Source organism: Nocardioides sp. Z43_10 (assembly GCF_059766615.1).
In genome coordinates this window covers 243,794-265,096 of the sequence record NZ_JCBAJY010000006.1, presented here as the reverse complement: position 1 = coordinate 265,096, position 21,303 = coordinate 243,794, and the positions used below count along the sequence as shown (strand labels likewise).

20 protein-coding genes are annotated in these 21,303 nt (G+C 72.8%); 2 read left to right on the top strand and 18 right to left on the bottom strand.

Translation table 11 applies throughout. From position 1 onward, the window contains the following. The 17 genes from ffh to AC6EI4_RS13180 all read right to left on the bottom strand — a co-directional run bounded on the left by ffh (position 1) and on the right by AC6EI4_RS13180 (position 19,509). Positions 1-1,569, bottom strand: a complete 1,569-nt coding sequence (ffh, locus tag AC6EI4_RS13260; protein ID WP_498422030.1) for a signal recognition particle protein — start codon at positions 1,567-1,569, stop codon at positions 1-3. A gap of 86 nt (positions 1,570-1,655) precedes the next feature. Beyond that, the gene (locus AC6EI4_RS13255; RefSeq protein WP_498422032.1) at positions 1,656-3,911 is read right to left on the bottom strand and encodes a [protein-PII] uridylyltransferase; all 2,256 of its coding nucleotides are present in this window, start codon (positions 3,909-3,911) and stop codon (positions 1,656-1,658) included. A 157-nt stretch (positions 3,912-4,068) separates the two neighbouring features. Further along, entirely contained in the window at positions 4,069-4,407 is a 339-nt protein-coding gene (locus tag AC6EI4_RS13250; RefSeq protein ID WP_498422033.1) for a P-II family nitrogen regulator, read from the bottom strand. Then, positions 4,404-5,750 (bottom strand): ammonium transporter, encoded by a 1,347-nt coding sequence (locus tag AC6EI4_RS13245; protein WP_498422035.1) that lies wholly within the window; start codon positions 5,748-5,750, stop codon positions 4,404-4,406. The genes AC6EI4_RS13250 and AC6EI4_RS13245 overlap by 4 nt, the downstream gene beginning before the upstream one ends. Positions 5,751-5,962: 212 nt before the next feature. Next, positions 5,963-7,123 (bottom strand): signal recognition particle-docking protein FtsY, encoded by a 1,161-nt coding sequence (ftsY, locus tag AC6EI4_RS13240; protein ID WP_498451737.1) that lies wholly within the window; start codon positions 7,121-7,123, stop codon positions 5,963-5,965. 71 nt (positions 7,124-7,194) lie between these two features. Beyond that, on the bottom strand, positions 7,195-7,365 hold the full coding sequence (locus AC6EI4_RS13235) for a hypothetical protein (protein ID WP_498422039.1): 171 nt from the start codon (positions 7,363-7,365) through the stop codon (positions 7,195-7,197). A 113-nt stretch (positions 7,366-7,478) separates the two neighbouring features. Further along, positions 7,479-7,952, bottom strand: coding sequence for an acyl-CoA thioesterase (locus AC6EI4_RS13230; protein ID WP_498422042.1), 474 nt, complete (start codon positions 7,950-7,952; stop codon positions 7,479-7,481). Then, complete coding sequence (gene smc / locus AC6EI4_RS13225; RefSeq protein WP_498451736.1) at positions 7,949-11,503, bottom strand: chromosome segregation protein SMC; 3,555 nt, start codon at positions 11,501-11,503, stop codon at positions 7,949-7,951. Before smc ends, AC6EI4_RS13230 begins: the two co-directional genes overlap by 4 nt. A 100-nt stretch (positions 11,504-11,603) precedes the next feature. Then, entirely contained in the window at positions 11,604-11,804 is a 201-nt protein-coding gene (locus AC6EI4_RS13220; protein ID WP_498422046.1) for a hypothetical protein, read from the bottom strand. Between the two features lie 147 nt (positions 11,805-11,951). After that, entirely contained in the window at positions 11,952-12,857 is a 906-nt protein-coding gene (gene mutM, locus AC6EI4_RS13215) for a bifunctional DNA-formamidopyrimidine glycosylase/DNA-(apurinic or apyrimidinic site) lyase (RefSeq protein WP_498422047.1), read from the bottom strand. 3 nt (positions 12,858-12,860) lie between these two features. Next, the gene (rnc, locus tag AC6EI4_RS13210) at positions 12,861-13,547 is read right to left on the bottom strand and encodes a ribonuclease III (protein WP_498422049.1); all 687 of its coding nucleotides are present in this window, start codon (positions 13,545-13,547) and stop codon (positions 12,861-12,863) included. Between the two features lie 61 nt (positions 13,548-13,608). Continuing rightward, complete coding sequence (gene rpmF, locus AC6EI4_RS13205) at positions 13,609-13,794, bottom strand: 50S ribosomal protein L32 (protein WP_460797976.1); 186 nt, start codon at positions 13,792-13,794, stop codon at positions 13,609-13,611. 67 nt (positions 13,795-13,861) lie between these two features. After that, the gene (locus AC6EI4_RS13200; protein WP_498451764.1) at positions 13,862-14,407 is read right to left on the bottom strand and encodes a YceD family protein; all 546 of its coding nucleotides are present in this window, start codon (positions 14,405-14,407) and stop codon (positions 13,862-13,864) included. Positions 14,408-14,485: 78 nt separating this feature from the next. Further along, positions 14,486-14,980 carry a pantetheine-phosphate adenylyltransferase gene (gene coaD / locus AC6EI4_RS13195; RefSeq protein ID WP_498422050.1) on the bottom strand — a complete coding sequence of 165 codons (495 nt, stop codon included), beginning with the start codon at positions 14,978-14,980 and terminating at the stop codon, positions 14,486-14,488. Between the two features lie 3 nt (positions 14,981-14,983). Beyond that, a complete protein-coding gene (rsmD, locus tag AC6EI4_RS13190; RefSeq protein ID WP_498422052.1) occupies positions 14,984-15,604 on the bottom strand; it encodes a 16S rRNA (guanine(966)-N(2))-methyltransferase RsmD in 621 nt (206 codons plus the stop codon). After that, complete coding sequence (locus AC6EI4_RS13185) at positions 15,601-17,841, bottom strand: ATP-dependent DNA helicase RecG (RefSeq protein ID WP_498451735.1); 2,241 nt, start codon at positions 17,839-17,841, stop codon at positions 15,601-15,603. The genes rsmD and AC6EI4_RS13185 overlap by 4 nt, the downstream gene beginning before the upstream one ends. A gap of 15 nt (positions 17,842-17,856) precedes the next feature. Further along, a complete protein-coding gene (locus tag AC6EI4_RS13180; RefSeq protein ID WP_498422056.1) occupies positions 17,857-19,509 on the bottom strand; it encodes a DAK2 domain-containing protein in 1,653 nt (550 codons plus the stop codon). A 222-nt stretch (positions 19,510-19,731) separates the two neighbouring features. Here AC6EI4_RS13180 and rpmB point away from each other — a divergent pair, with 222 nt between their 5' ends. Beyond that, positions 19,732-19,917: a 50S ribosomal protein L28 gene (gene rpmB, locus AC6EI4_RS13175; protein ID WP_498422058.1), complete on the top strand. Its 186-nt coding sequence runs from the start codon at positions 19,732-19,734 to the stop codon at positions 19,915-19,917. Between the two features lie 67 nt (positions 19,918-19,984). Here rpmB and AC6EI4_RS13170 read toward each other — a convergent pair whose 3' ends face one another. Further along, entirely contained in the window at positions 19,985-20,947 is a 963-nt protein-coding gene (locus AC6EI4_RS13170; protein WP_498451734.1) for a thiamine-phosphate kinase, read from the bottom strand. Between the two features lie 119 nt (positions 20,948-21,066). On the opposite strand from AC6EI4_RS13170, the gene AC6EI4_RS13165 reads away from it, so the two are divergent. Next, on the top strand, positions 21,067-21,303 hold the full coding sequence (locus tag AC6EI4_RS13165; protein WP_344735486.1) for an Lrp/AsnC ligand binding domain-containing protein: 237 nt from the start codon (positions 21,067-21,069) through the stop codon (positions 21,301-21,303).

Genomic DNA, 21,303 nt, shown 5'->3' with positions numbered 1-21,303 from the left:
TCACTTCAGGAACTTGGAGAAGTCCTTGGGCAGGTCGAGCGCCGCGGCGGCCTTCTCGTAGTCGACCTCCTCGCCGGCCGGGAGGCCGAAGGGGTTCGGCGCCTCGGCCGCCTTGGTCTGGGCGGCCTTCTTGGCCTCCGCGGCCTTGGCCGGGTTGCCGGAGATCCGCTTGCCCTTGGCCTTCTTGGGCGCCGACTTGGCCTTGCCCTTCTTCGGGCCGCCCATCCCGGGCATGCCCGGCATACCCGGCATGCCGGGCATCCCGCCGCCGCGCGCCATCTGCATCATCATCTTGCGCGCCTCGAAGAAGCGGTCGACCAGGCCGTTGACGTCGGAGACCTGCCGGCCCGAGCCCTTGGCGATCCGGGCCCGTCGCGACCCGTCGATCATCTTGGGGTTGGCCCGCTCGGCCGGGGTCATCGACTGGATGATCGCCTGGATCCGGTCGATCTCGCGCTCGTCGAAGTTCTCGAGCTGCTCACGGAACTGCCCCATCCCGGGCAGCATCCCCATGATCTTCGACAGCGAGCCGAGCTTGCGGACCTGCTGCATCTGCTCGAGGAAGTCGTCGAGGGTGAACTCACCCTGGCCGCTCAGCTTCGCGGCGGCCTTCATCGCCTGCTCCTGGTCGAAGGCCTTCTCGGCCTGCTCGATCAGGGTCATCATGTCGCCCATGTCCAGGATGCGCGAGGCCATCCGGTCCGGGTGGAAGAGGTCGAAGTCGGTCATCTTCTCGCCGTTGGAGGCGAACATGACCGGCTTGCCGGTGATCGAGGCGATGGACAGCGCGGCGCCACCGCGGGCGTCACCGTCCAGCTTGGTCAGCACGACCCCGTCGTAGCCGACGCCCTGGAGGAAGGCGAGCGCCGTGTTGACGGCGTCCTGGCCGATCATCGCGTCGACGACGTAGAGGACCTCGTCGGGGCGCACCGCGTCGCGGATGTCGGCGGCCTGCTGCATCAGCTCGGCGTCGACGCCCAGACGACCCGCGGTGTCGACGATCACCACGTCGTGCAGACGACGCTTGGCCTCCTCGATCGAGGAGCGCGCCACCGACACCGGGTCACCGACGCCGTTGCCGGGCTCGGGAGCGAAGACGGGCACGCCGACCCGCTCGCCGTTGACCTGGAGCTGGTTGACCGCGTTGGGGCGCTGGAGGTCGCAGGCGACCAGCAGCGGCGTCTTGCCCTGCTCCTTGAGCCACAGCGCCAGCTTCGCGGCGAGCGTGGTCTTGCCCGCGCCCTGCAGGCCGGCCAGCATGATCACGGTCGGCCCGGTCTTGGCGTAGCGCAGGCGCCGCGTCTCGCCGCCGAGGATCGTGACGAGCTCCTCGTTGACGATCTTGACGATCTGCTGCGCGGGGTTCAGCGCACCGCTGACCTCCTCGCCGCGGGCCCGCTCCTTGACCGCGCCCACGAACTCCTTGACCACGGGCAGCGCCACGTCGGCCTCGAGCAGGGCGATGCGGATCTCACGCGCGGTGGCGTCGATGTCGGCCTCGGAGAGCCGGCCCTTCCCCCGAAGGTTCTTGAAGGTGTCGGCGAGCCGGTCGGACAGAGTTGCGAACAAGGCGGGTATCCCCTGTGGTCAGCGGTGTGGAGCGACGTCGAGCGGTCGGCGACCACCTTGTGCGGTGAGGGTCGCCAGAGGCAAGACTAGCCGCCGCCGGCCCCCGGGTCCGACTCGCCCGAGAGCGCCGCGCGTACGGCGTGGGCCGCGGCGGCCGCTCGGTCGTCGGCCAGCGCGCCGGCACCGCTCTCCTGGAGGTAGAACACGTCGACCGCCTGCGGCCCCAGCGTGTCGACGTGGGCCGAGCGCACGGCGATGTCCAGCTCCGCGAGCGCGGAGCAGACCAGGAACATCACGCCGGGGCGGTCGGTGGCCCGGACCTCCAGCACCGTCGCGAGACGGGAGGCCTCGGGCCGCACGGCCACCGTCGGGTCCAGCGTCTCAGGACCGGACGGTCGCAGCCTGGCCCGAGGGTCCACCCGACCCTCCGCGACCGCCTCGAAGCGCTGGCGCAGCACGGTGGCGTCGAGGTGCTGGTCGGGGACCTCCCACACCGACACGCCGTACTGGTCCTGCGCCCAGGCGCGCGCCGCCCGGACGTGGGTGCGCTGCAGGGCGAGCATGGCCGCGGCGTCGGCCAGCAGGCCCACCCGGTCGTGCGCGACCACGACCACCCGAGCTCCGTCTGCCAGCGGCTGGACCGTCACCCCCACCGCACCGGGGTCTCGACGCACCTCGTCGGGGATCGGCACCTCCTCGTCGGCGACGCGGGGCACCGAGGCTCCCGCGGCGCGCGCGACGAGCGCGGCCAGCGTGCGCTGGGCCAGCCTGCGCACCAGTCCGGCGCGCCACGCCGACCAGGCCTGGGGCGAGGCCGCCCGGGCGTCGGCCTCGGTCAGCGCGACCAGCAGGGAGAGGGTCTCGGCCGAGGTGATCCGCTGGGCGACGTGCTCGACGGTCGCCGGGTCGTCGGGGTCGCGCGTGGTGGCCGTCTCGGAGAGCAGCAGGTGCCAGCGCACCAGCGTCGCGATCACCTCGACGGTGTCCGCGGCGAAGCCCATCCGGGTTGCCGCCTGCCGCGCGATCGGCTCTCCGGCGACGCTGTGCTCGTTGCGGCCGCCCTTGCCGATGTCGTGCAGCAAGGCGGCCACCAGGAGCACGTCGGGCCGCGCCACGTCGCGGATCAGCGAGGAGGCCTCCACGCAGGTCTCCACCACGTGGCGGTCGACGGTGAAGCGGTGGATGGTCGAGGCGTGCGGCAGCAGCCGGATCCGCTCCCACTCCGGCAGGATCCGCGCCAGCGCGCCGGTCTCCTCCAGCGTCCCCCAGACCGCGAGGAGCCCAGGTCCGGAGGCGAGCAGGCGCACCAGCAGTCTCCTCGCCTCGGCGGGCCACGGCTCGGGCAGGTCGGGGCACTCGCGGACCAGCCGGGCGGCCGTGGTCGGGGACAGCGCGACGTCGCGTTCGGCCGCCTCGGCCGCCGCGCGCAGCAGCAGCAGCGGGTCTCCGGCCGGGGCGACCCGTCCGTCCAGGACGACCTCCCCGCGGGAGAGGGCGACCCCGGTGGCCAGGGGCACGAGCTCGGGGCGGCGCGCTCCGCGCACGGAGGCCGGGCGGGCCAGCACCGCCTGCACCCGGCTCCAGGTGAGCTGGGACAGGTGAGTCACCCGGCGCCCGGCCTCACGGACCCGGCGCTGCACCTCCCCGGCGTCCGCCAGGCCCAGGTCGGCGGCCAGATCACCCCACATCTCGGGTCCGATCCGGTCGGTGGAGCGCCCGGCGTGGGCGTGCAGCACGTCGCGCACGTCGAGCAGGGTGCGCCGTCCTCGCTCGACCTCGGCGTGCGGCACGTCCACCAGCCAGGTGGCGACCAGCCCCTTGAGCACGCAGGCGTCGCGCAGCCCGCCCTCGGCCTCCTTCAGGTCCGGCACGGAGACGTGGGCCAGCTCGCCGAGCAGCCGGTGCCGGGCCTGGACCAGGGCGTGCAGCTCGGGCATCCGCTCCCGGGCGTCGCGACGCCACTGGGCGAGCATCGTGGTGCGCAGGCGCAGGGTGAGGTTCGGGTCGCCGGCGAGGTGGCGCAGGTCGAGCAGCCCCAGCGCGACCTTCAGGTCGTCGGCGGCGGTGCTGACCATCTCGCTCACCGAGCGCACCGAGTGGTCCAGGCGGGCCCCGGAGTCCCAGATCGGGTACCAGAGCTTCTCCGCCAGTCCCCCGGGGTCGACGTCGTCGTCATGGACCAGGACCACATCGAGGTCGGAGTACGGCGCGAGCTCCCCGCGCCCGTAGCCCCCGACCGCCACCAGGGCCACCCGCTCCTCCGGGCCGCAGCTCTCGCGGTAGGCCCGCAGGCACAGGTCGTCGGCCTGCTGGGTGCGCGCGGAGCGCTGCGCGGCGGTCATCGGGTGCCCCGTCCGGCGTCGGGCTCGCGTCCCGAGATGGTCACGGGCTGGTCCTTTCCACAGGGACCGGGACGCGGGCCGGCCCCGGCTGTCGGTGACAGCCGGGGCCGGAGAGCGCTCCCGGGCTCGGATGAGTCGGGGTGAAGTGCCACGGCTCTCAGATCGCCGCTTCGTCCCGGTCTCCGGTGCGGACCCGGACCACGGTCTCGATCGGGCTCACCCACACCTTGCCGTCGCCGATCCGACCCGTCTGGGCGGTCTTGACGATGATCCCGACGATGTCGTCGGCGTCGTTGTCGTCCACGGCGATCTCGATGCGGATCTTGGGCACCAGGGCGATGTCGTACTCAGCGCCGCGGTAGACCTCCGTGTGCCCCTTCTGGCGTCCGTAGCCGCTGACCTCGCTGACGGTCATGCCGGTGACGCCGAAGGTCTCCAGGGCCTCGCGGACCTCTTCCCACTTGTGCGGCTTGATGACCGCGGTGACCAGCTTCATGCGTTGGCTCCTTCCGAGACCGAGGTGGTCTGCTTGTCCAGCACCGAGGGCGTACGGCGGGCGCCGCCGCCGGTGGCGAAGTCGTAGGCGGACTCGCCGTGCTCGGCGAAGTCGATGCCCTCGACCTCGTCCTCCTCACTGATCCGCCAGCCCATGGCCGCCTTGATGGCGAGGGCGATGAGGAGCGTCGCGATCCCGGACCAGATCATCGCGAACACCGCGACCGCGACCTGGACGACGAGGAGCTTGACGCCGCCACCGTAGAGCAGGCCGAGGTCGTCCTTGGCCAGGAAGCCGATGCCGATGGTGCCGACCAGACCACCGACCAGGTGCACGCCGACCACGTCGAGGGCGTCGTCGTAGCCGAGGACGTGCTTGAGGCCGACCGCCAGGGCGCACAGCGCACCGGCCACCGCACCGAGGATGATCGCGCCGACCGGGGAGAGCGCACCGCAGGCGGGGGTGATGGCGACCAGGCCGGCCACCACACCGGAGGCGGCGCCGAGCGAGGTTGCCTTGCCGTCGCGGATCTTCTCCACCAGCAGCCAGGCCATGATGGCCGCGCAGGTGGCCACGGTGGTATTCAGCCACACCAGGCTGGTCTCGGCGATCCAGTACGCCGCGTTGGCGTCGTCATCGAGGCCGGAGTTGGGGATCCAGGAGGCGACGTTGAATCCGAACCAGCCGAACCACAGCAGGCCGGCGCCGATCATCGTCAGCGTCAGGTTGTGCGGCTTCATCGGCTCCCTGCCGAAGCCGAGGCGCTTGCCGATCACGATCGCCAGGACCAGGCCGGCGATGCCGGCGTTGATGTGCACGACCGTGCCGCCGGCGTAGTCGATGGGCGCCACCTCGGCGCCGCCGTCACCGGAGAAGATCAGGTCGGCCAGGCCGCCGCTCTCACCGGAGAGGAAGCCCGAGCCCCACACCATGTGCGCGAGCGGGAAGTAGGACAGCGTCACCCAGATCGGCAGGAACACCAGCCAGGCGGAGAACTTCACCCGGTCCGCGATCGCGCCGCTGATCAGGGCCGCGGTGATGACCGCGAACGTCATCTGGAATCCGACCGTCAGGTACTCCTGACCCGAGACCCCGTCGAGGCCGAAGCGCTCGAAGGGGTTGTTGAAGAGCATCGCGATGTCCTTGTTGCCGTAGGACATCGAGTAGCCCCACAGCACGTAGACGATGCCCACAACCCCGATGGCCGAGAAGGACATCATCATCATGTTCAGCACGGACTTCGTGCGGCTCATGCCGCCGTAGAAGAGCGCCAGCGCCGGCGTTGTCATCAGCAGGACCAGGGACGCTGCCATCAGCGTCCAGGCGTGCAAGCCGTACTCCATCGAACCTCCAGGGGTTGCAGTGCGACAGACGGAACTCGGCTCTCGACTGCACTGTCCGCCGGGGGTCCCGCCCCATTGACGACAACCCTCCGGCGGGGAGGTTTCGACCTGCGCTACGACATGTTGCGCTCCGGAAACGACATTCCCGCCTTTGTTTCTGACGCGTTACACGCGCTCTGCCCAGGCTCCACGGACGTGCCTGCCCCGCGGGGTCAGCCCAGCAGGGCGTCGACGAACGCCTCGGCGTCGAACGGCGCCAGGTCGTCGGCGCCCTCGCCCAGGCCGACGAGCTTGACCGGCACGCCGAGCTCGCGCTGGACCGCGACCACGATGCCGCCCTTGGCCGAGCCGTCGAGCTTGGTGAGCACGATGCCGGTCACGTCGACGACCTCGCTGAACACGCGGGCCTGGATCATCCCGTTCTGCCCGGTGGTCGCGTCCAGGACCAGCAGCACCTCGGTGACCGGGGCCTGCTTCTCGATGACGCGCTTGACCTTGCCGAGCTCGTCCATCAGCCCGGCCTTGTTCTGCAGCCGGCCCGCGGTGTCGACCAGGACCGTGTCGGCCCCCTGCTCGGCCCCGGCCCGGACCGCCTCGAACGCGACGCTGGCCGGGTCGCTGCCCTCGGGGCCGCGCACCACCGGCACCCCGACCCGCTCACCCCAGGTGGCCAGCTGCTCGACGGCCGCGGCGCGGAAGGTGTCGGCGGCCCCGAGGACCACCTGACGGTCCTCGGCCACCAGGATGCGCGCGATCTTGCCGACGGTCGTGGTCTTGCCGGCGCCGTTGACGCCGACGACCAGGACGACGCCGGGGCTGCCGTCGGCGCCGGTGACCTGCAGGCGGCGGTCCAGGGTGGGGTCGACCAGCGCGAGCAGCTCCTCGCGCAGCACCTCGCGGACCTCGGCCGCGCTGGAGCCCTCCACGCGCACCCGGGTGCGCAGCGCCTCGACCAGCTGCTGGGTCGGGGCGACGCCGATGTCGGCGGTCAGCAGGGTGTCCTCGATGTCCTCCCAGGTGTCCTCGTCGAGGCGGTCGCGCGAGAGCAGCGCGAGCAGCCCGCGCCCCAGCGTCCCCTGCGAGCGGGAGAGCCGCTGGCGCAGCCGGACCAGGCGCGAGGCCGTGCCCTCGGGGCGCTCCAGGGTGGGCGCCGCCGGAGCCACGGGGGCCTCTGCCGGCGGCTCGGCCGTCACCGGAGGTGCGGCCTCGCGCTCCTCGACCTCGGCCTCCGCCGGGGGCGTGAGGACGTCGGTGCCCGCGCCCGGCGGCAGCTGCGAACGCCGCCCGCCGCTGCTGAGCAGCCCGGCCACCGCCAGCACGGCGACGACGGCGATGCCGATGATCAGGAGGAGCCAGTCACCCAGGAAGTCCATGGCGCCCATCCAACCAGACCTGGCAGCGTGCCCGACCCTGCCCCCGCGGCCCCCTCAGCGGCCGCGCCTGATCAGAAGCGGGACTCGTCCAGGACGGGCACGGAGTCCGCACCCTTGCGCAGCAGGCGACCCAGCCAGGGAGCGGCGGGCACGTCCTGGCCACGGTGCGGGTAGGTCACGTAGACCACCACCACCCCGGCGATGAGCAGGATCACGAGCATCGTCGCGACGATGGAGAACAACGGTGGATCACTCCCGAGGGGTTCGCTTCACCGGCCGAGTGCGGCCGTAGGTAAAGGCTCGCACACCCGGTGAAGGACTCGCCGCGCGCCACACGCGACGTGACCCTTCCCACTCAGCGGCGCAGCAGCGGCTCCACCGCCGCGCGGATCGCGTCGGGCAACGGCGCGGTCGGACGACGGCCCTTGCCGTGGGTGTTGTCGACGTAGACGTGGACGAAGCGGCCCTCGGCCGCGGCCTCGTCGCTGTCGCCCTGGAAGAGACCGATCCGGTACACGATCGAGGACCGGCCGACCTTGTCGACGACCAGCCCGGTGTCGATGGGGTCGGGGAAGCCGATCTCGCGGAAGTAGCGGCACGAGGTCTCCGCGACGACGCCGATCTGCGGCAGCTCGCGCACGTTGGTGCCGGTCGCCTCGAAGAGGTGGGCGTTGACGGCCGTGTCGAACAGCTCGTAGTACGTCGCGTTGTTCAGGTGGCCGTAGGCGTCGTCGTCGCGCCAGCGCGTGGTCACCCGGCGCCACGCGACGTAGTCGGCTCGCGTCGGGCGGGCCGCCCGGGGCTCGGCGCCGGTCGTCGCGGCGCTCACGCCGGCTCCGTCTCGCGCAGCCGCTGGCTGATGACGGCCGAGACGCCGTCCCCTCGCATCGTCACTCCGTACAAGGCGTCCCCGACCTCCATGGTCCGTTTCTGGTGGGTGATCACGAGCAGCTGGGAATTCTCCCGCAGCTCCTCGTAGATCTCGAGCAGACGACCCAGGTTGGTGTCGTCGAGAGCGGCCTCGACCTCGTCGAGGATGTAGAACGGCGAGGGGCGGGCCTTGAACAGGGCGACCAGGAACGCCACCGCCACCAGGGACCGCTCGCCGCCGGAGAGCAGCGAGAGCCGCTTGACCTTCTTGCCCGGGGGGCGGGCCTCGACCTCGATGCCGGTGGTCAGCATGTCGCCGGGGTCGGTGAGCAGCAGCCGGCCCTCACCGCCGGGGAAGAGTCGCCGGAACACGTGGTCGAAGGCGACCCGGACGTCCTCCCAGGCCTCGGTGAAGACCTGCTCGACCCGGTTGTCGACCTCGCGGACGATGTCCAGCAGGTCCTTGCGGGTCCGCTTGAGGTCCTCGAGCTGCTCGGAGAGGAACTGGTGACGCTCCTCCATCGCCGAGAACTCCTCCAGCGCCAGGGGATTGACCTTGCCGAGCATGGCGAGCGCGCGCTCGGCCGAGCGCAGCCGCTTGGTCTGCTCCTCGCGCACGAACGGGACCGGGTCGGGCACGACGCCGTCCTCGTCGGGGGCCTGCGTCGAGGGCACCAGCTGGTCGGGGCCGTACTCGGTGACCAGCGCCTCGACGCCCAGGCCCAGCTCGTCGAGGGCCCGCTCCTCGAGCTGCTCGATGCGCATCCGCTGCTGGGCGCGGGCCAGCTCGTCGCGGTGCACCGAGCTGACCAGCTCGTCGTGCTCGCGCTGGAGGTCGCGCAGCGTCGCGCGCACCGAGAGCAGCTCCTGCTCGCGGCCCTGACGGGCCTGCTCGACGTCGGCGCGGACCTCGGCGGCGGCCGTCACCGAGCTCTCCAGCCTCTCCAGCACCCTGGCCGCGGCGGCCCCCACCGCCTCGGCCGCGCGCCCCTCGCGCAGCAGCTGCTGGCGCCGCTCGGCGGCGCGGGCGCGGGCCTCGCGCTCGTTGCGCGCCGAGCGCAGCAGGGCGTCGGCGCGGCCGTGGATGGCCCGGGAGCGCTCCTCGGCGGTGCGCAGCGCCAGGCGTGAGTCCGTCTCGGCCTGGCGAGCCGCCCGGGCCGCCTCGGCGAGCTGCTCGCGCGCGCTGGTGTCGGGCTCCTCGTCGGGGGCCTGCTCCGCGCTCGCCAGGCGCTGCTCGAGCTCGGCGAGACCGGCCAGGTCCCGCTCGTGGGCCTCCTGCGCGGCGATGATCGCCTTCGCCAGACGCTCGGCCTCCCCCTTCGCGGCGCGGGACTGCGAGCCGTACTGCCCGAGCTCCTCGGCGACCGCGGCCAGCGTCGCGTCGGACTCGTGCAGACGGGCGAGGGTGGCGTCGGCGCGCTGCTGAAGCTCGTGACGCTCGGCCTCGAGCCGCGACGTCTCGAACGCGAGGCGCTCGGAGTCGGCGACCGCGCGGGCCAGCTGATCGGTGGCCTCGTCGACCGCGGCCTGCACCTCGATCAGGCTCGGCTGCGCCGACGATCCACCGGAGGCGAAGTGCGCCCCCAGCACGTCACCGGCCCGGGTGACGGCGCAGACGTCGGGCAGGTCGGCGACCAGCGCCCGGGCGGCAGGCAGGTCCTCGACCACGGCCACCTTGTGCAGCAGCCGGGTCAGGCCGGCGCGCAGCGTCTCAGGGCACTGCACCACCTCGACCGCGTACGTCGCGTGCCCCGGCAGCGACGGCCAGCCACCCTCGTCCGCCGGGCCGTCGCCCAGCAGCATGCCGGCGCGTCCGAGGTCGGCGCCGGTGAGGTGCTCGATCGCCCGGGTGGCGGCGTCGACGTCGGTCATCGCCACCGCGTCGGCCGCGGCGCCCAGCGCCCCGGCGACGGCCGCCTCGAACCCGGCGCGCACCGAGACCAGCGCCGCCACCGAGCCCAGCAGCCCGGCCACCGGCTCGGCGGCGGCCAGCAGCGCCCCGGCCCCGTCCTTGCGGTTGAGCCCCATCTCCAGGGCGTCCTTGCGGGCGGCCAGGGCCGAACGGTCGCGGTCGGCCTGCTGGGCCTCCTCGCGGACCTTCACCAGCCGTTGCTCGACGTCGTCGAGGGCGAGCAGCGACGCCTCGTGCTCGGCGTCCAGCCCCTCCTCCCCCGCGTCCAGCCCGGCCACCTTGGTCTCCAGGGCGGTGAAGTCGCGCTGCGCGCGCTCGGCCCGGGCCAGCGCCTCCTCGCGGGCGCGGCCGAGCCGACCGACCTCGTCGGCGGCGGCCGCGGCGCGTGAGCGCAGCGCGTTGACCTGCCCGTTCAGCCGGGCCAGCCCCTCGCGTCGGTCGGCGGCCGCGCGCTGCAGGCCGGCGATGCGCCGCTCCTCCTCGGCGGCGGCGTCCTCGGCGGCCTTGCGGGCGGTGACGGCCTCGTCCATCGCGGCGCGCAGTCGCTCGACCTCGGCCGCGATCTGCTCCTCCTGCTCGCGGACCCGTCCGGCCTCGGCCTCCAGCTGGTCGGGGTCGCGGCCCCCGGAGGAGGTCGGCTCGGCCATCGCCGAGGAGGCGTTGCGGGCCCGCTCGGCGGCCAGCGACTGGGTGCCGCGCAGCCGCTCGCGCAGCCCCGACAGCGCGAACCACGTCTCCTGGGCCCGCGACAGCGCGGGGAGGTCCTCGCGCAGGGCCGCCTCCAGCGCCGCCTCGGACTCCCGGGTCGCACCGATGGCGGCCTCCACCTGCGCGCGGCGCTGCAGCAGCACCGACTCGTCGGCCATCTCCTGCTCCAGCGCCGTGCGGGCGGTGACGAGGTCGTCGGCCAGCAGGCGGGCCCGCGCGTCGCGTACGTCGGCCTGGACGGCCGCCGCGCGGCGCGCGACCTCGGCCTGGCGCCCCAACGGCTTGAGCTGGCGACGGATCTCGCTGAGCAGGTCACCGAGGCGGTTCAGGTTCCCCTCGGTGGAGTCGAGCTTGCGCAGCGCCTTCTCTTTGCGCTTGCGGTGCTTCAGGACCCCGGCCGCCTCCTCGATGAAGCCGCGTCGCTCCTCGGGGGTCGCGCGCAGGATCGAGTCGAGCTGTCCCTGGCCGACGATGACGTGCATCTCCCGGCCGATCCCGGAGTCGGAGAGCAGCTCCTGGACGTCGAGGAGGCGACACGAGCTGCCGTTGATGGCGTACTCCGAGCCGCCGTTGCGGAACATCGTCCGGCTGATCGTCACCTCGGCGTACTCGATCGGCAGCGCGCCGTCGGAGTTGTCGATGGTCAGCTGGACCTCGGCGCGACCCAACGGCGGGCGCCCGGAGGTGCCGGCGAAGATGACGTCCTCCATCTTGCCGCCGCGCAGGGACTTGGCGCCCTGCTCCCCCATCACCCAGGCGAGCGCGTCGACGACGTTGGACTTGCCCGACCCGTTGGGCCCGACGATGCAGGTGATGCCCGGCTCCAGCTGCAGGGTGGTGGAGGAGGCGAAGGACTTGAATCCCTTGAGCGTCAGGCTCTTGAGGTACAACGCGCACTCCTCCCCGGGTCGGTGACCAGCAGGCTACCCGCCCGGCGCCGCCGCGCAGGGACGCGCGGCCGTACGCCGCGGGGGCCGTGCCGGCGCGCCGTCAGGCGGGCTGGAGCGCCGCGGCGTCCGTGTCGAGCTGGAGCAGGGAGGCCGCCTCGGCCTCGGTGAGCCGGTCGTTCTCCGTCGAGAGACGAAGCACCAGGGCCTCGAGCTCGCCGACGCGGGTGCGGAGCCGGTGGTTCTCGGCGACGAGGTGTGCCGGGAGGTCGCTGGGCAGGTGACCGATCAGCGCCTTGGCCATGGATGAGCCTTTCGGAGTCGATGAGCGCGAGACCAGGCCCCACACCGGTGGGGCCGGTCCTGGATGGGCGGTCCGCAGGGACCGTCTTCAAGAATCTCACCGGTTCCAGCCCCGGTCAATCCGACGTAGGACCCCTGAAGGCGCAGGTCAGAGGGCCCGTGCGCCGGCCACGCCGGGGCCGGTGCGCCGTGCCCGCGGCGCCGGCTGACAGGTGGGGCAGAAGTACGACGAGCGGTTCATGAACGCGACCCGGCGGATCGGCGTCGCGCAGCGCCGGCAGGGCAGCGCCTCGCGACCGTAGGCGTCCAGCGAGCGGTCGAAGTAGCCCGACTCCCCGTTCACGTTGACGTAGAGCGCGTCGAAGGAGGTGCCTCCCTGAGCCAGCGCGTCGCTCATCACCTGGCGCGCGTGCGCCAGGAGCTCACGGACCTGGGCGACGCGCAGCCGGTCGCCGGGGCGCTCTCCGTGCAGCCGGGCCCGCCACAGCGCCTCGTCGGCGTAGATGTTGCCCACCCCCGAGACCAGGGTCTGGTCGAGCAGGAGGCGCTTGATGCCCGAGGTGCGCCGGCGCACCCGGCGCACGAACTCGTCGTCGTCGAAGTCCGCGTCGAGCGGGTCGCGGGCGATGTGGGCGATCTGGGTGGGCAGCTCGGCCCCGCCGGGCGAGACCAGCAGGCCGCCGAACATCCGCTGGTCCACGAACCGCAGCTCGCGGGCCGCGGCCCCGGGAGCCCCCGGCGCGCCCTCGAGGCGCAGACGCACCCGCAGGTGCCGCTCGTCGGGCGCGCCGTCGGGCTGCACCAGCAGCTGCCCGCTCATGCCGAGGTGGGCGAGCAGGGCGTCACCGTCGTCGAGCGGGAGCCAGAGGTACTTGCCGCGCCGGCGCGCGGCCTCGACCCGGCGCCCGGTCAGGGCCAGCGCGAAGCCGGCCGGCCCTGCGGGGTCGCGGCGCACCGGACGCGTGTGCAGCACGTCCACGTGCGTGATCCGGGCCCCGACCACGTGCCGCGCGAGGCCGGCGCGCACGACCTCGACCTCGGGCAGCTCAGGCACGACTCAGGCCCGGTCGCTGCCGCCGGCCTGGTCGGCGGCGTTCTTGATGGCCGTCCCGGCGATCTCGCCGTACGCCGTCTCCGCGGCGGCCTGCTCGGCCTCCTTCTTGGAGCGACCCACGCCGTGACCGTAGAGCCCGTCCCCCACCCGGACCTGGGCGGTGAACGTCTTCATGTGGTCGGGACCGTCGTCCTCGATGACGTACTCGGGCACGCCGAGGGAGTGCTCGGCGGCGAGCTCCTGCAGGGAGGTCTTCCAGTCCAGTCCGGCGCCCAGCGCGGCGGCGGCCGTCATCAGCGGGTCGAACAGCCGGTGGACCACCTCGCCAGAGGACTCGAAGCCCCCGCCGCTGAGGTGGACCGCGCCGATCACCGCCTCGACGGTGTCGGAGAGGATCGAGGCCTTGTCGCGGCCGCCGGTCGTCTCCTCGCCGCGACCGAGCTTGATGTGGGCGCCCAGACCGATCGTGCGCGCCACCTCGGCCAGCGCCCGGGCGTTGACGACCGCGGCGCGCAGCTTGGCCAGCCGACCCTCGGAGAGGTCGGGATGGGTGGTGTAGAGGGCTTCGGTCACGATGACGCCGAGGACGGAGTCACCGAGGAACTCGAGCCGCTCGTTGGTCGGCAGCCCACCGTTCTCGTAGGCGTAGGACCGGTGCGTGAGAGCGCGCTCGAGGAGCTCGGGGTCCAACTTCGGATCCCCGAGCGCCTCGCGAAGCTCGATGTAGTTGGTCAGGGGACCGGGACCGCGCTCAGAGGACCTGGCGACGGTCGGTCTTGGCGCCGTACTGCCCGCACTCGCCGCACGCACGGTGCGGAAGGTGCTTCGCAGCGCACGCGGGGTTGGCGCAGGTCACGAGGGACGGCGCGACGGCCTTCCACTGCGAGCGACGGTGACGCGTGTTGCTGCGCGACATCTTCCGCTTCGGGACAGCCACTGTTCTCTCCTCTACCTTGGCCGGTCTTCCGGCCACTTGCGTCCAGCCGGTGAAGTGTCCGGCTGGTTCAGTCTTCGCCTTGCTTGAGCTGCAGCAGCCCGCTCCACCTCGGGTCGATCGCAGCCTCGTGCGTGTGATCGGGATCGTCTGCCAGGCGGGCGCCACACTCGACGCACAACCCGGGACAGTCCTCCTCACACAGCGGCTGGAACGGCAGTGCGAGCACCACCGCGTCCCTCAGTAGCGGCTCGAGGTCGAGCAGGTCGTCCTCGAGCCGGCTGACGCCGTCCTCGTCATCGATGTCCTGGCCGTGGTCGTCGTAGACGAACAGCTCCTGGAACCTCGCGGACATCTCGTCCTCGATGGGCTCCAGGCACCGTGCGCACTCGCCGACCAGCGCCGCCGTGGCGGTGCCGGTGACCAGGACGCCCTCCATGACCGCCTCGATCCGCAGGTCGAACTCGACCGGCGAACCTTCGGGGACACGCAGGACCTCGATGCCGAGATCTGCCGGTGCCGGCACCGAACGAAACACTTCGCGTTGGGACCCCGGGCGGCGGCCGAGCTCGCGTGTATCGAGCACGAGCGGCGCTCTCGGGTCCAGGCTGCTCAGAGTTTCACTTCCAGTGACGTGGCACGACAGATCGGGTGGAATCGTAGCCGCCGTGGCGGCCCGCCTGCAAAACCGGGGTCACCCACTCGCCTGCGCCCGCTCGGCGAGGCGCCGGGTGAGGCGCTCGTTGACGAACGCCGGGATCAGCCCGGACACGTCGCCGCCGAACGTCGCGACCTCCTTGACCAGGCTGGAGGCCAGGAAGGAGTACGCCGGGCTGGTGGGCACGAACACCGTCTCCACACCGGTCAGGCTGGAGTTCATCTGGGCCATCTGCAGCTCGTAGTCGAAGTCGCTGACCGCCCGCAGGCCCTTCACGATGGCGTGGATGTCGTGCTCGAGGCAGAAGTCGGTCAGCAGCCCGGTGAAGCCGTCGACGCGCACGTTGGCGAAGCCGGCGCACGCCTCGGTGAGCATCTCGATGCGCTCCTCGGGCGAGAAGAGCCGGTTCTTGGACGCGTTCACCCCGACCGCCACCACCACCTCGTCGAAGAGGCCGCTGGCGCGCGAGACGATGTCGAGGTGTCCGTTGGTGACCGGATCGAAGGACCCTGGGCAGACGGCACGGCGCACTGGCTACTCCTCGCTGGGATGGTGAGAGTGCTCCGGGCCCTGGGCCGGCTCGGAGCTCGGGGGCGAGCCCGCGTGACCGTACCAAAGCACGGTCTCGCCGTAGCGCTTCTCCCGGCTCCCCACGATCTCCGGGGGCCACGCCACCAGCGACCTGCGCGCCGAGCGCTCCACGACGACCAGGGCTCCCGGCACCAGCCAGCCGTTGTCCACCAGCGCGCGCAGGTCGGCGGCGACCTGCTCGTCGGGCAGCGGGTAGGGCGGGTCGGAGAACACCACGTCGTAGGGGGCACTGGGCGGGCGGGCCAGGGTCGCGGCGACGGAGCCGGTCACCACGTCGGCACGGGGGAAGCCGAGCGTGCGGGCGTTGGTGGCGATCAGCATCGCCGTACGGCGGTCCTGCTCGACCAGCGTGACCACTCCGGCGCCACGCGACCAGGCCTCGAGCCCGACCGCGCCCGATCCGGCGTACAGGTCGAGGAAGCGCAGCCCGCTCAGCGAGCCGAGCTCGTGCTCCAGCGCCGAGAAGAGCGCCTCGCGCACCCGGTCGCTGGTGGGTCGGGTGCTGCTCCCCCGCGGGGTGCTGAGCCGGCGCCCGCCGGCGCTGCCGCCGATGATCCGGGTCACGACTTCTCCAGGAACTCGGACTGCTGGGAGAGCTCGAGGTCGCGCACGGCGCGGGCGAGCCCCGGGGCGGCGCCCAGTCCGGGGTCCTCGGCCATCAGCTCGCCGGCCGCCTCGCGGGCGGCCAGGATCGTCTTCTCGTCACGCAGCACCCGCAGATTCTGCAGGGAGGAGCGGAAACCCGACTGCGACGCGCCGAGCACGTCGCCCTCGCGTCGCTGCTCGAGGTCGACCCGGCTGAGCTCGAACCCGTCGGTGGTGGCCGCGACCGCGTCGAGCCGCTCCCGGGCCGGGCTGCCGGGCTCCGCGTGACTCACCAGCAGGCACAGCCCCGGATGGCCGCCACGGCCGATCCGGCCGCGCAGCTGGTGCAGCTGGGAGACCCCGAAGCGCTCGGCGTCGAGCAGCACCATCACCGTCGCGTTGGCGACGTCGACGCCGACCTCGATCACCGTGGTCGAGACCAGCACGTCGATGTCCCCGGCCGCGAAGGAGCGCATCACCCGCTCCTTGTCGTCGGGGGCCATCCGGCCGTGCAGGCGCTCCACCCGCAGCCCGGTCAGCGGCCCCTCGCGCAGCGAGGTCACCACCTCCTCCACGGCTGCCAGCGCCCCGGGACGGGTGGTGGGCGACGGCTCCCCCTGCGCGTCCAGCTCCGGTGCGTCGCGCTCCCCCTGCTCGAGCTCGTCGCCGCTGATCCGCGGGCACACGACGTAGGCCTGGTGCCCGGCGGCGACCTCCTCGCGGACCCGCTGCCAGGCACGCTCGAGCCAGTGCGGCTGCTCGGCGATCGCCACGACGTTGGTCTGGATGGGGGCCCGGCCGGCGGGCAGCTCGCTCAGCGTCGAGGTCTCGAGGTCGCCGAACACGGTCATCGCGACGGTGCGCGGGATCGGGGTCGCGGTCATCACCAGCACGTGCGGCGGCGTGCCGGCCTTGTCGGTGAGCGCGGCGCGCTGCTCGACGCCGAAGCGGTGCTGCTCGTCGACGACCACCAGCCCCAGGTCCGCGAACGAGACGTGCTCCTCGAGCAGCGCGTGCGTGCCGATCACGATGCCGGCCTCACCGGAGGCGATGCGCAGCAGCGCCTCCTTGCGCTGGGCGCGCGCCATCGACCCGGTCAGCAGCGCCACCGAGGTCGCGTCCTCGGCTCCGCCGAGCATCCCGCCGCCTGCGAGGTCACCGAGCAGCGCGGTGATCGAGCGGTGGTGCTGCTGGGCCAGCACCTCCGTCGGCGCGAGCAGCGCCGCCTGCCCCCCGGAGTCCACGACCCGCAGCATCGCCCGCAGCGCGACCAGGGTCTTGCCCGAGCCCACCTCGCCCTGCAGCAGCCGGTTCATCGGATGCGGCTGGGCCAGGTCCTCCTCGAGCTGCGCGCCGATCTCCCGCTGACCTCCGGTGAGCGCGAAGGGCAGCCGGGCGTCGAAGCACTCCAGCAGCCGGCCCTGTCCCCCGGTGCGCGCCCGGGCGCCCTGGGCGCGCAGCAGCGCCCGGCGCCGGGCCAGGACGAGCTGGGTGACCAGCGCCTCCTCGAAGCGGAAGCGCCGGTGCGCGGCGCCGACCTGCGCGTAGTCGTCCGGGGCGTGGACCCAGTCCAGTGCGGTGCGGGCGTCCACCACGTCGTAGCGGCCCCGCAGGGCCTCGGGCAGCACGTCGGGCACCTCGTCGAGCACCGTCCGGGCGAAGCTCACCGCCCGCTGCAGGTCCCAGGAGTCCACCCCCTTGGTCACGGGGTAGATCGGGTACAGCCCGCGCAGGTTCTCCAGGACGATCCTGGCGGTCTCGTCGTCGTCGGCGTCCTCGCCGAAGAGCAGCATCTGGGGGTTCGTCAGCTGCCAGGAGTCCCGGAAGGTGCTGGCCTGGCCGGTGAAGATGCCTTGACGTCCCACCGGCAGGCGCCGCGCATGCCAGTCGGCGACGTGCTGGGACTTGGCGAAGAACGTCATCACCAGCGACGGCCCGTTGGTGCGCAGCACCGTCTCCAGCCGGTACGCCGTGCGGCCCGTGCGCCGGTCGGTGTAGGTGCGCACCTGGCTGCGGCTGATCTCACCGACGATGGTGAGCGCCTGGCCGGGCTCGAGCGTGCCCACCTCGGTGAGCTCGCCGGTCTTGAGGTAGCGGCGGGGGAAATGGTGCAGCAGGTCGCCGACGGTGCGCAGGCCGAGGCCCTCGGTGATCTTCTTGTGCTTGGTGCCGCGGTCGCCCAGCACGGTGGCCACCGGGGAGTCGAGGGTGATCATCGGGTGCTCCTCTCGCTACTCGACCGACACCAGCAGCGGGTAGCGCTCCTGGCCGCCGTCGTAGACCAGCACGTCGACGGTCGGGTGCCGGCGCTCGACGTACTGCGCGCAGCCGGCCGCCAGGCCGTCGGTGTCGTCCTTGCCGGAGACCAGCGTGACCAGCTCCCCGCCGCCGCCGAGCAGCCGGTCGATCACCTCGACGGCCACCTCGAGGAGGTCGGGGCCGACCAGCACGAAGTCGCCGGCGATGACCCCGAGGACGTCGCCGGGCTCGCACGGGCCGGCCGTGGTCATCGCCTGGCGCGCGGCGATGGTGACGGCCCCGTGCCGCGCGTGCCGGGCGGTGGCCGTCATCTCCAGGACGTCCTGCTCGAAGCTGCGGCCCGGCTCGTGCACGGCCAGGGCGGCCAGTCCCTGCACCTGCGCCTGGGTCGGCACGACCGCGACGCGCAGGTCGCCGGACTCCTCGGCGGTGCGTGCCGCGATCTCCGCCACCCGCAGCGAGTCGTGGTCGTTGGGCAGCACCACGACCTCGGCGGCACGGCAGCCGGTGATCGCCTCGAGCAGCATGCCCGAGGACGGCCGGCGGCCGGGCCCGCCACTGACCACCACGGCCCCGGCGCTGGCGAACACCTGCTCCAGGCCCGGCCCGGCGGCGACCGTGACGACCTTGCGACCGGTCCGCCGGCGCAGCTTCGCGCGGGCGCCGGCGACCTGCTCGGCGAAGTGGGTGACCCGCACCCGGTAGGGGCGCCCCACCTCGATGCCCGCCTCGATCGCCGCGCCCACGTCGTCGACGTGCACGTGCACGTTCCACAGGCCCTCACCGCCGACCACCACCAGGGAGTCGCCGAGCCCCGAGAGGGTGGCCCGCAGCTTGGCCACCGCCGCGTCGTCGGCATCGAGGAGATACATCACCTCGTAGGCCGGGCCGTCCTCGGTCAGATCGCCGGAGGGGGTCACCAGCGGGACGGGGATGTGGTGACGCCCCAGCGCGGCCTCCGCGGACACCGGTCGCCGGCCGGTGAGCACCGTCTCGGCGGAGTCCAGCACGACGCTCAGCCCGCGACCGCCGGCGTCCACCACGCCGGCGTCGGCGAGCACCTGCAACTGCTCGGGGGTGCGGGTCAGCGCCACCCGGGCGGCCAGCGCGGCGGCCTCGAAGACGTCGCGAGCGCGGGCCGCGGGATCCTCGGCACGCAGCCGCGCGGCGTCGGAGGCCGCGCGCGAGACCGTCAGCATGGTGCCTTCCACCGGCTCGCCCACCGCCGCGTAGCTGGCGTCGGTGGCCTGGCACATCGCCTCGGCCATCACCATGGCGTTGCGCTCCCCCGGCGCGGCCGCCGCGATCCGGTGCGCGATCGCGCCGAGCATCTGGCTGAGGATCACCCCCGAGTTGCCGCGCGCCCCCAGCAGGGCACCGCGGGCGAAGGCCGACAGGGCGCTGCCGAGCTCCTCGCTGCTCGAGTCGGCCGTGGCGATCTCGCGCAGCGCGTCACGAGCCGCCGACATGGTGAGGAACATGTTCGTGCCGGTGTCGCCGTCCGGTACCGGGTAGACGTTGAGCGCGTCGATCTCCTCACGCGCCGCGGAGAGCGCGTCGGTCGCGACGTCGACGAAGCGCAGGACGGTGGCGACGTCGACCTTGTCACCTGGCGGGGTCTGCATGCGTCCACCTCGTGATTAGTCGCGGTGCCCGGGCACGTCCACCCTTGGCGATCAGTGCCACAATGTAATGGCTCGCCCGGACCTGGTGGGCGGCCCGGCTGCCTGAGCCGCTGCCGATTCGCCTGTGCTGCGGGCATCCGATAGTCTGATTCGGTTGCCCGCGACCGTCCATGGTCCACGGGTACCCATCCTCGTTCCAACCTCAATCTCCAGGAGTTCACGGTGGCTGCCGTCTGTGACATCTGCGACAAGAAGCCGGGCTTCGGTAACAACCGTCCGTGGTCGCGCAAGATTACGAAGCGTCGCTTCAACCCCAACATCCAGCGCGTCCGGGGCACCGTCAACGGTGCGCCGAAGCGTCTCAACGTCTGCACCGGCTGCCTGAAGGCCGGCAAGGTGCACAGCTGACCTGAGATCGAGTGTCGTCAGAACCCCCCGGGCCTCGGCCCGGGGGGTTCTTGCGTTGGGGCGCTGCTCAGAAGTGCGTCCAGCCGGGTGCCCCGGCGTAGGGCTCGGTGTCGACGGTGACACCCTCCCCCTCGCTCACCGAGCCGACCACCAGCCACCCGGACGGGACCGCGCCGGCATCGGCGAACGTCGCCAGCAGCGCGTGGTCGTCCCCGCCACCGAGCACGAACTGCAGCGGGTCGGCACCCAGGGCGGCGCCCACCGCCTGCAGCGGCTCGGCGATCTCGAAGGCGGAGGAGTCGATGTCGATGGCGACGCCGGAGTGGCGCGCGATGTGGCCGGCGTCGGCCACCAGGCCGTCGGAGATGTCGATCATCGCGGTGGCGCCCGCCTCGGCGGCGATCCTGCCCGCGTCGTACGGCGGCTCGGGGCGGCGATAGGCCTCGACGAGCACCCGCGGCGAGCGGAACCCCCGACCCAGGACCGCCAGCCCGGCACCGGCCCAGCCCTGGCGTCCGCACATCGCCACCACGTCGCCGGGCTCAGCGCCCGAGCGGAGCACCGGCGCCTGGGTGCAGGCCCCGAGCACGGTGACCGCGATGACGATGGCGTCCCCGCGGGCCAGGTCCCCGCCGACGACGCTGGCGCCCACCAGCGCCGCCTCCTCGGCGAACCCGCGCGCGAAGTCCAGCAGCCAGGCGGCGGGCAGGTCGGGCGGGGCCGCGACCGCGACCGTCAGCGAGGTGGCCCGCCCGCCCATGGCGTTGAGGTCGGAGAGGTTCTGCGCGGCGGCGCGGTGCCCCACGTCCGTCGCCGAGGACCAGTCGCGGCGGAAGTGCCGGTTCTCGACCATCAGGTCGGTGGACACCACGACGTGCCCGGTGCGCACCCGCAGCACGGCGGCGTCGTCGCCGGGCCCCACCAGGACGTGCTCGCCTTGCTCGAAGATCTCCGCGAAGGCTGCGATCAGACCGAACTCACCCACGTCCGCGAGGGTCGCGCCGGGATCGAGATGTGTGGGAGGAACCATGCGGACCATCTCATCAGACCACCCCCGCTGAGCCGATTCCGGGCGGGTACCGACACGCGGCTACGTCGCGGTAGGTTGAGGCCGTCACATCTCCGCAACCCCCCTCTGAGGAGCCCTCGATGGTCGTGCAGGCCTACATCCTGATCCAGACCGACGTCGGCAAGGCGGCCGAGGTCGCTGCCGCGATCGCCCAGGTCAAGGGCGTCACGCTGGCTGAGGACGTCACCGGCCCCTACGACGTCATCGTGCGCGCCGAGGCCCGCAACGTCGACGAGCTGGGCAAGCTCGTGGTCGCGAAGGTGCAGACCCTCGACGGCATCACCCGGACCCTCACCTGTCCGGTCGTCCACATCTGA

Coding starts and splice junctions, on each gene's coding strand:
- AC6EI4_RS13245 (WP_498422035.1), bottom strand. CDS start 5,750: ATGGAGTACGGCTTGCACGCCTGGACGCTGATGGCAGCGTCCCTGGTC.
- AC6EI4_RS13185 (WP_498451735.1), bottom strand. CDS start 17,841: ATGATCACCCTCGACTCCCCGGTGGCCACCGTGCTGGGCGACCGCGGC.
- AC6EI4_RS13170 (WP_498451734.1), bottom strand. CDS start 20,947: ATGGTTCCTCCCACACATCTCGATCCCGGCGCGACCCTCGCGGACGTG.
- AC6EI4_RS13220 (WP_498422046.1), bottom strand. CDS start 11,804: ATGGCCAAGGCGCTGATCGGTCACCTGCCCAGCGACCTCCCGGCACAC.
- AC6EI4_RS13165 (WP_344735486.1), top strand. CDS start 21,067: ATGGTCGTGCAGGCCTACATCCTGATCCAGACCGACGTCGGCAAGGCG.
- AC6EI4_RS13250 (WP_498422033.1), bottom strand. CDS start 4,407: ATGAAGCTGGTCACCGCGGTCATCAAGCCGCACAAGTGGGAAGAGGTC.
- ftsY (WP_498451737.1), bottom strand. CDS start 7,123: ATGGACTTCCTGGGTGACTGGCTCCTCCTGATCATCGGCATCGCCGTC.
- AC6EI4_RS13255 (WP_498422032.1), bottom strand. CDS start 3,911: ATGACCGCCGCGCAGCGCTCCGCGCGCACCCAGCAGGCCGACGACCTG.
- AC6EI4_RS13180 (WP_498422056.1), bottom strand. CDS start 19,509: ATGCAGACCCCGCCAGGTGACAAGGTCGACGTCGCCACCGTCCTGCGC.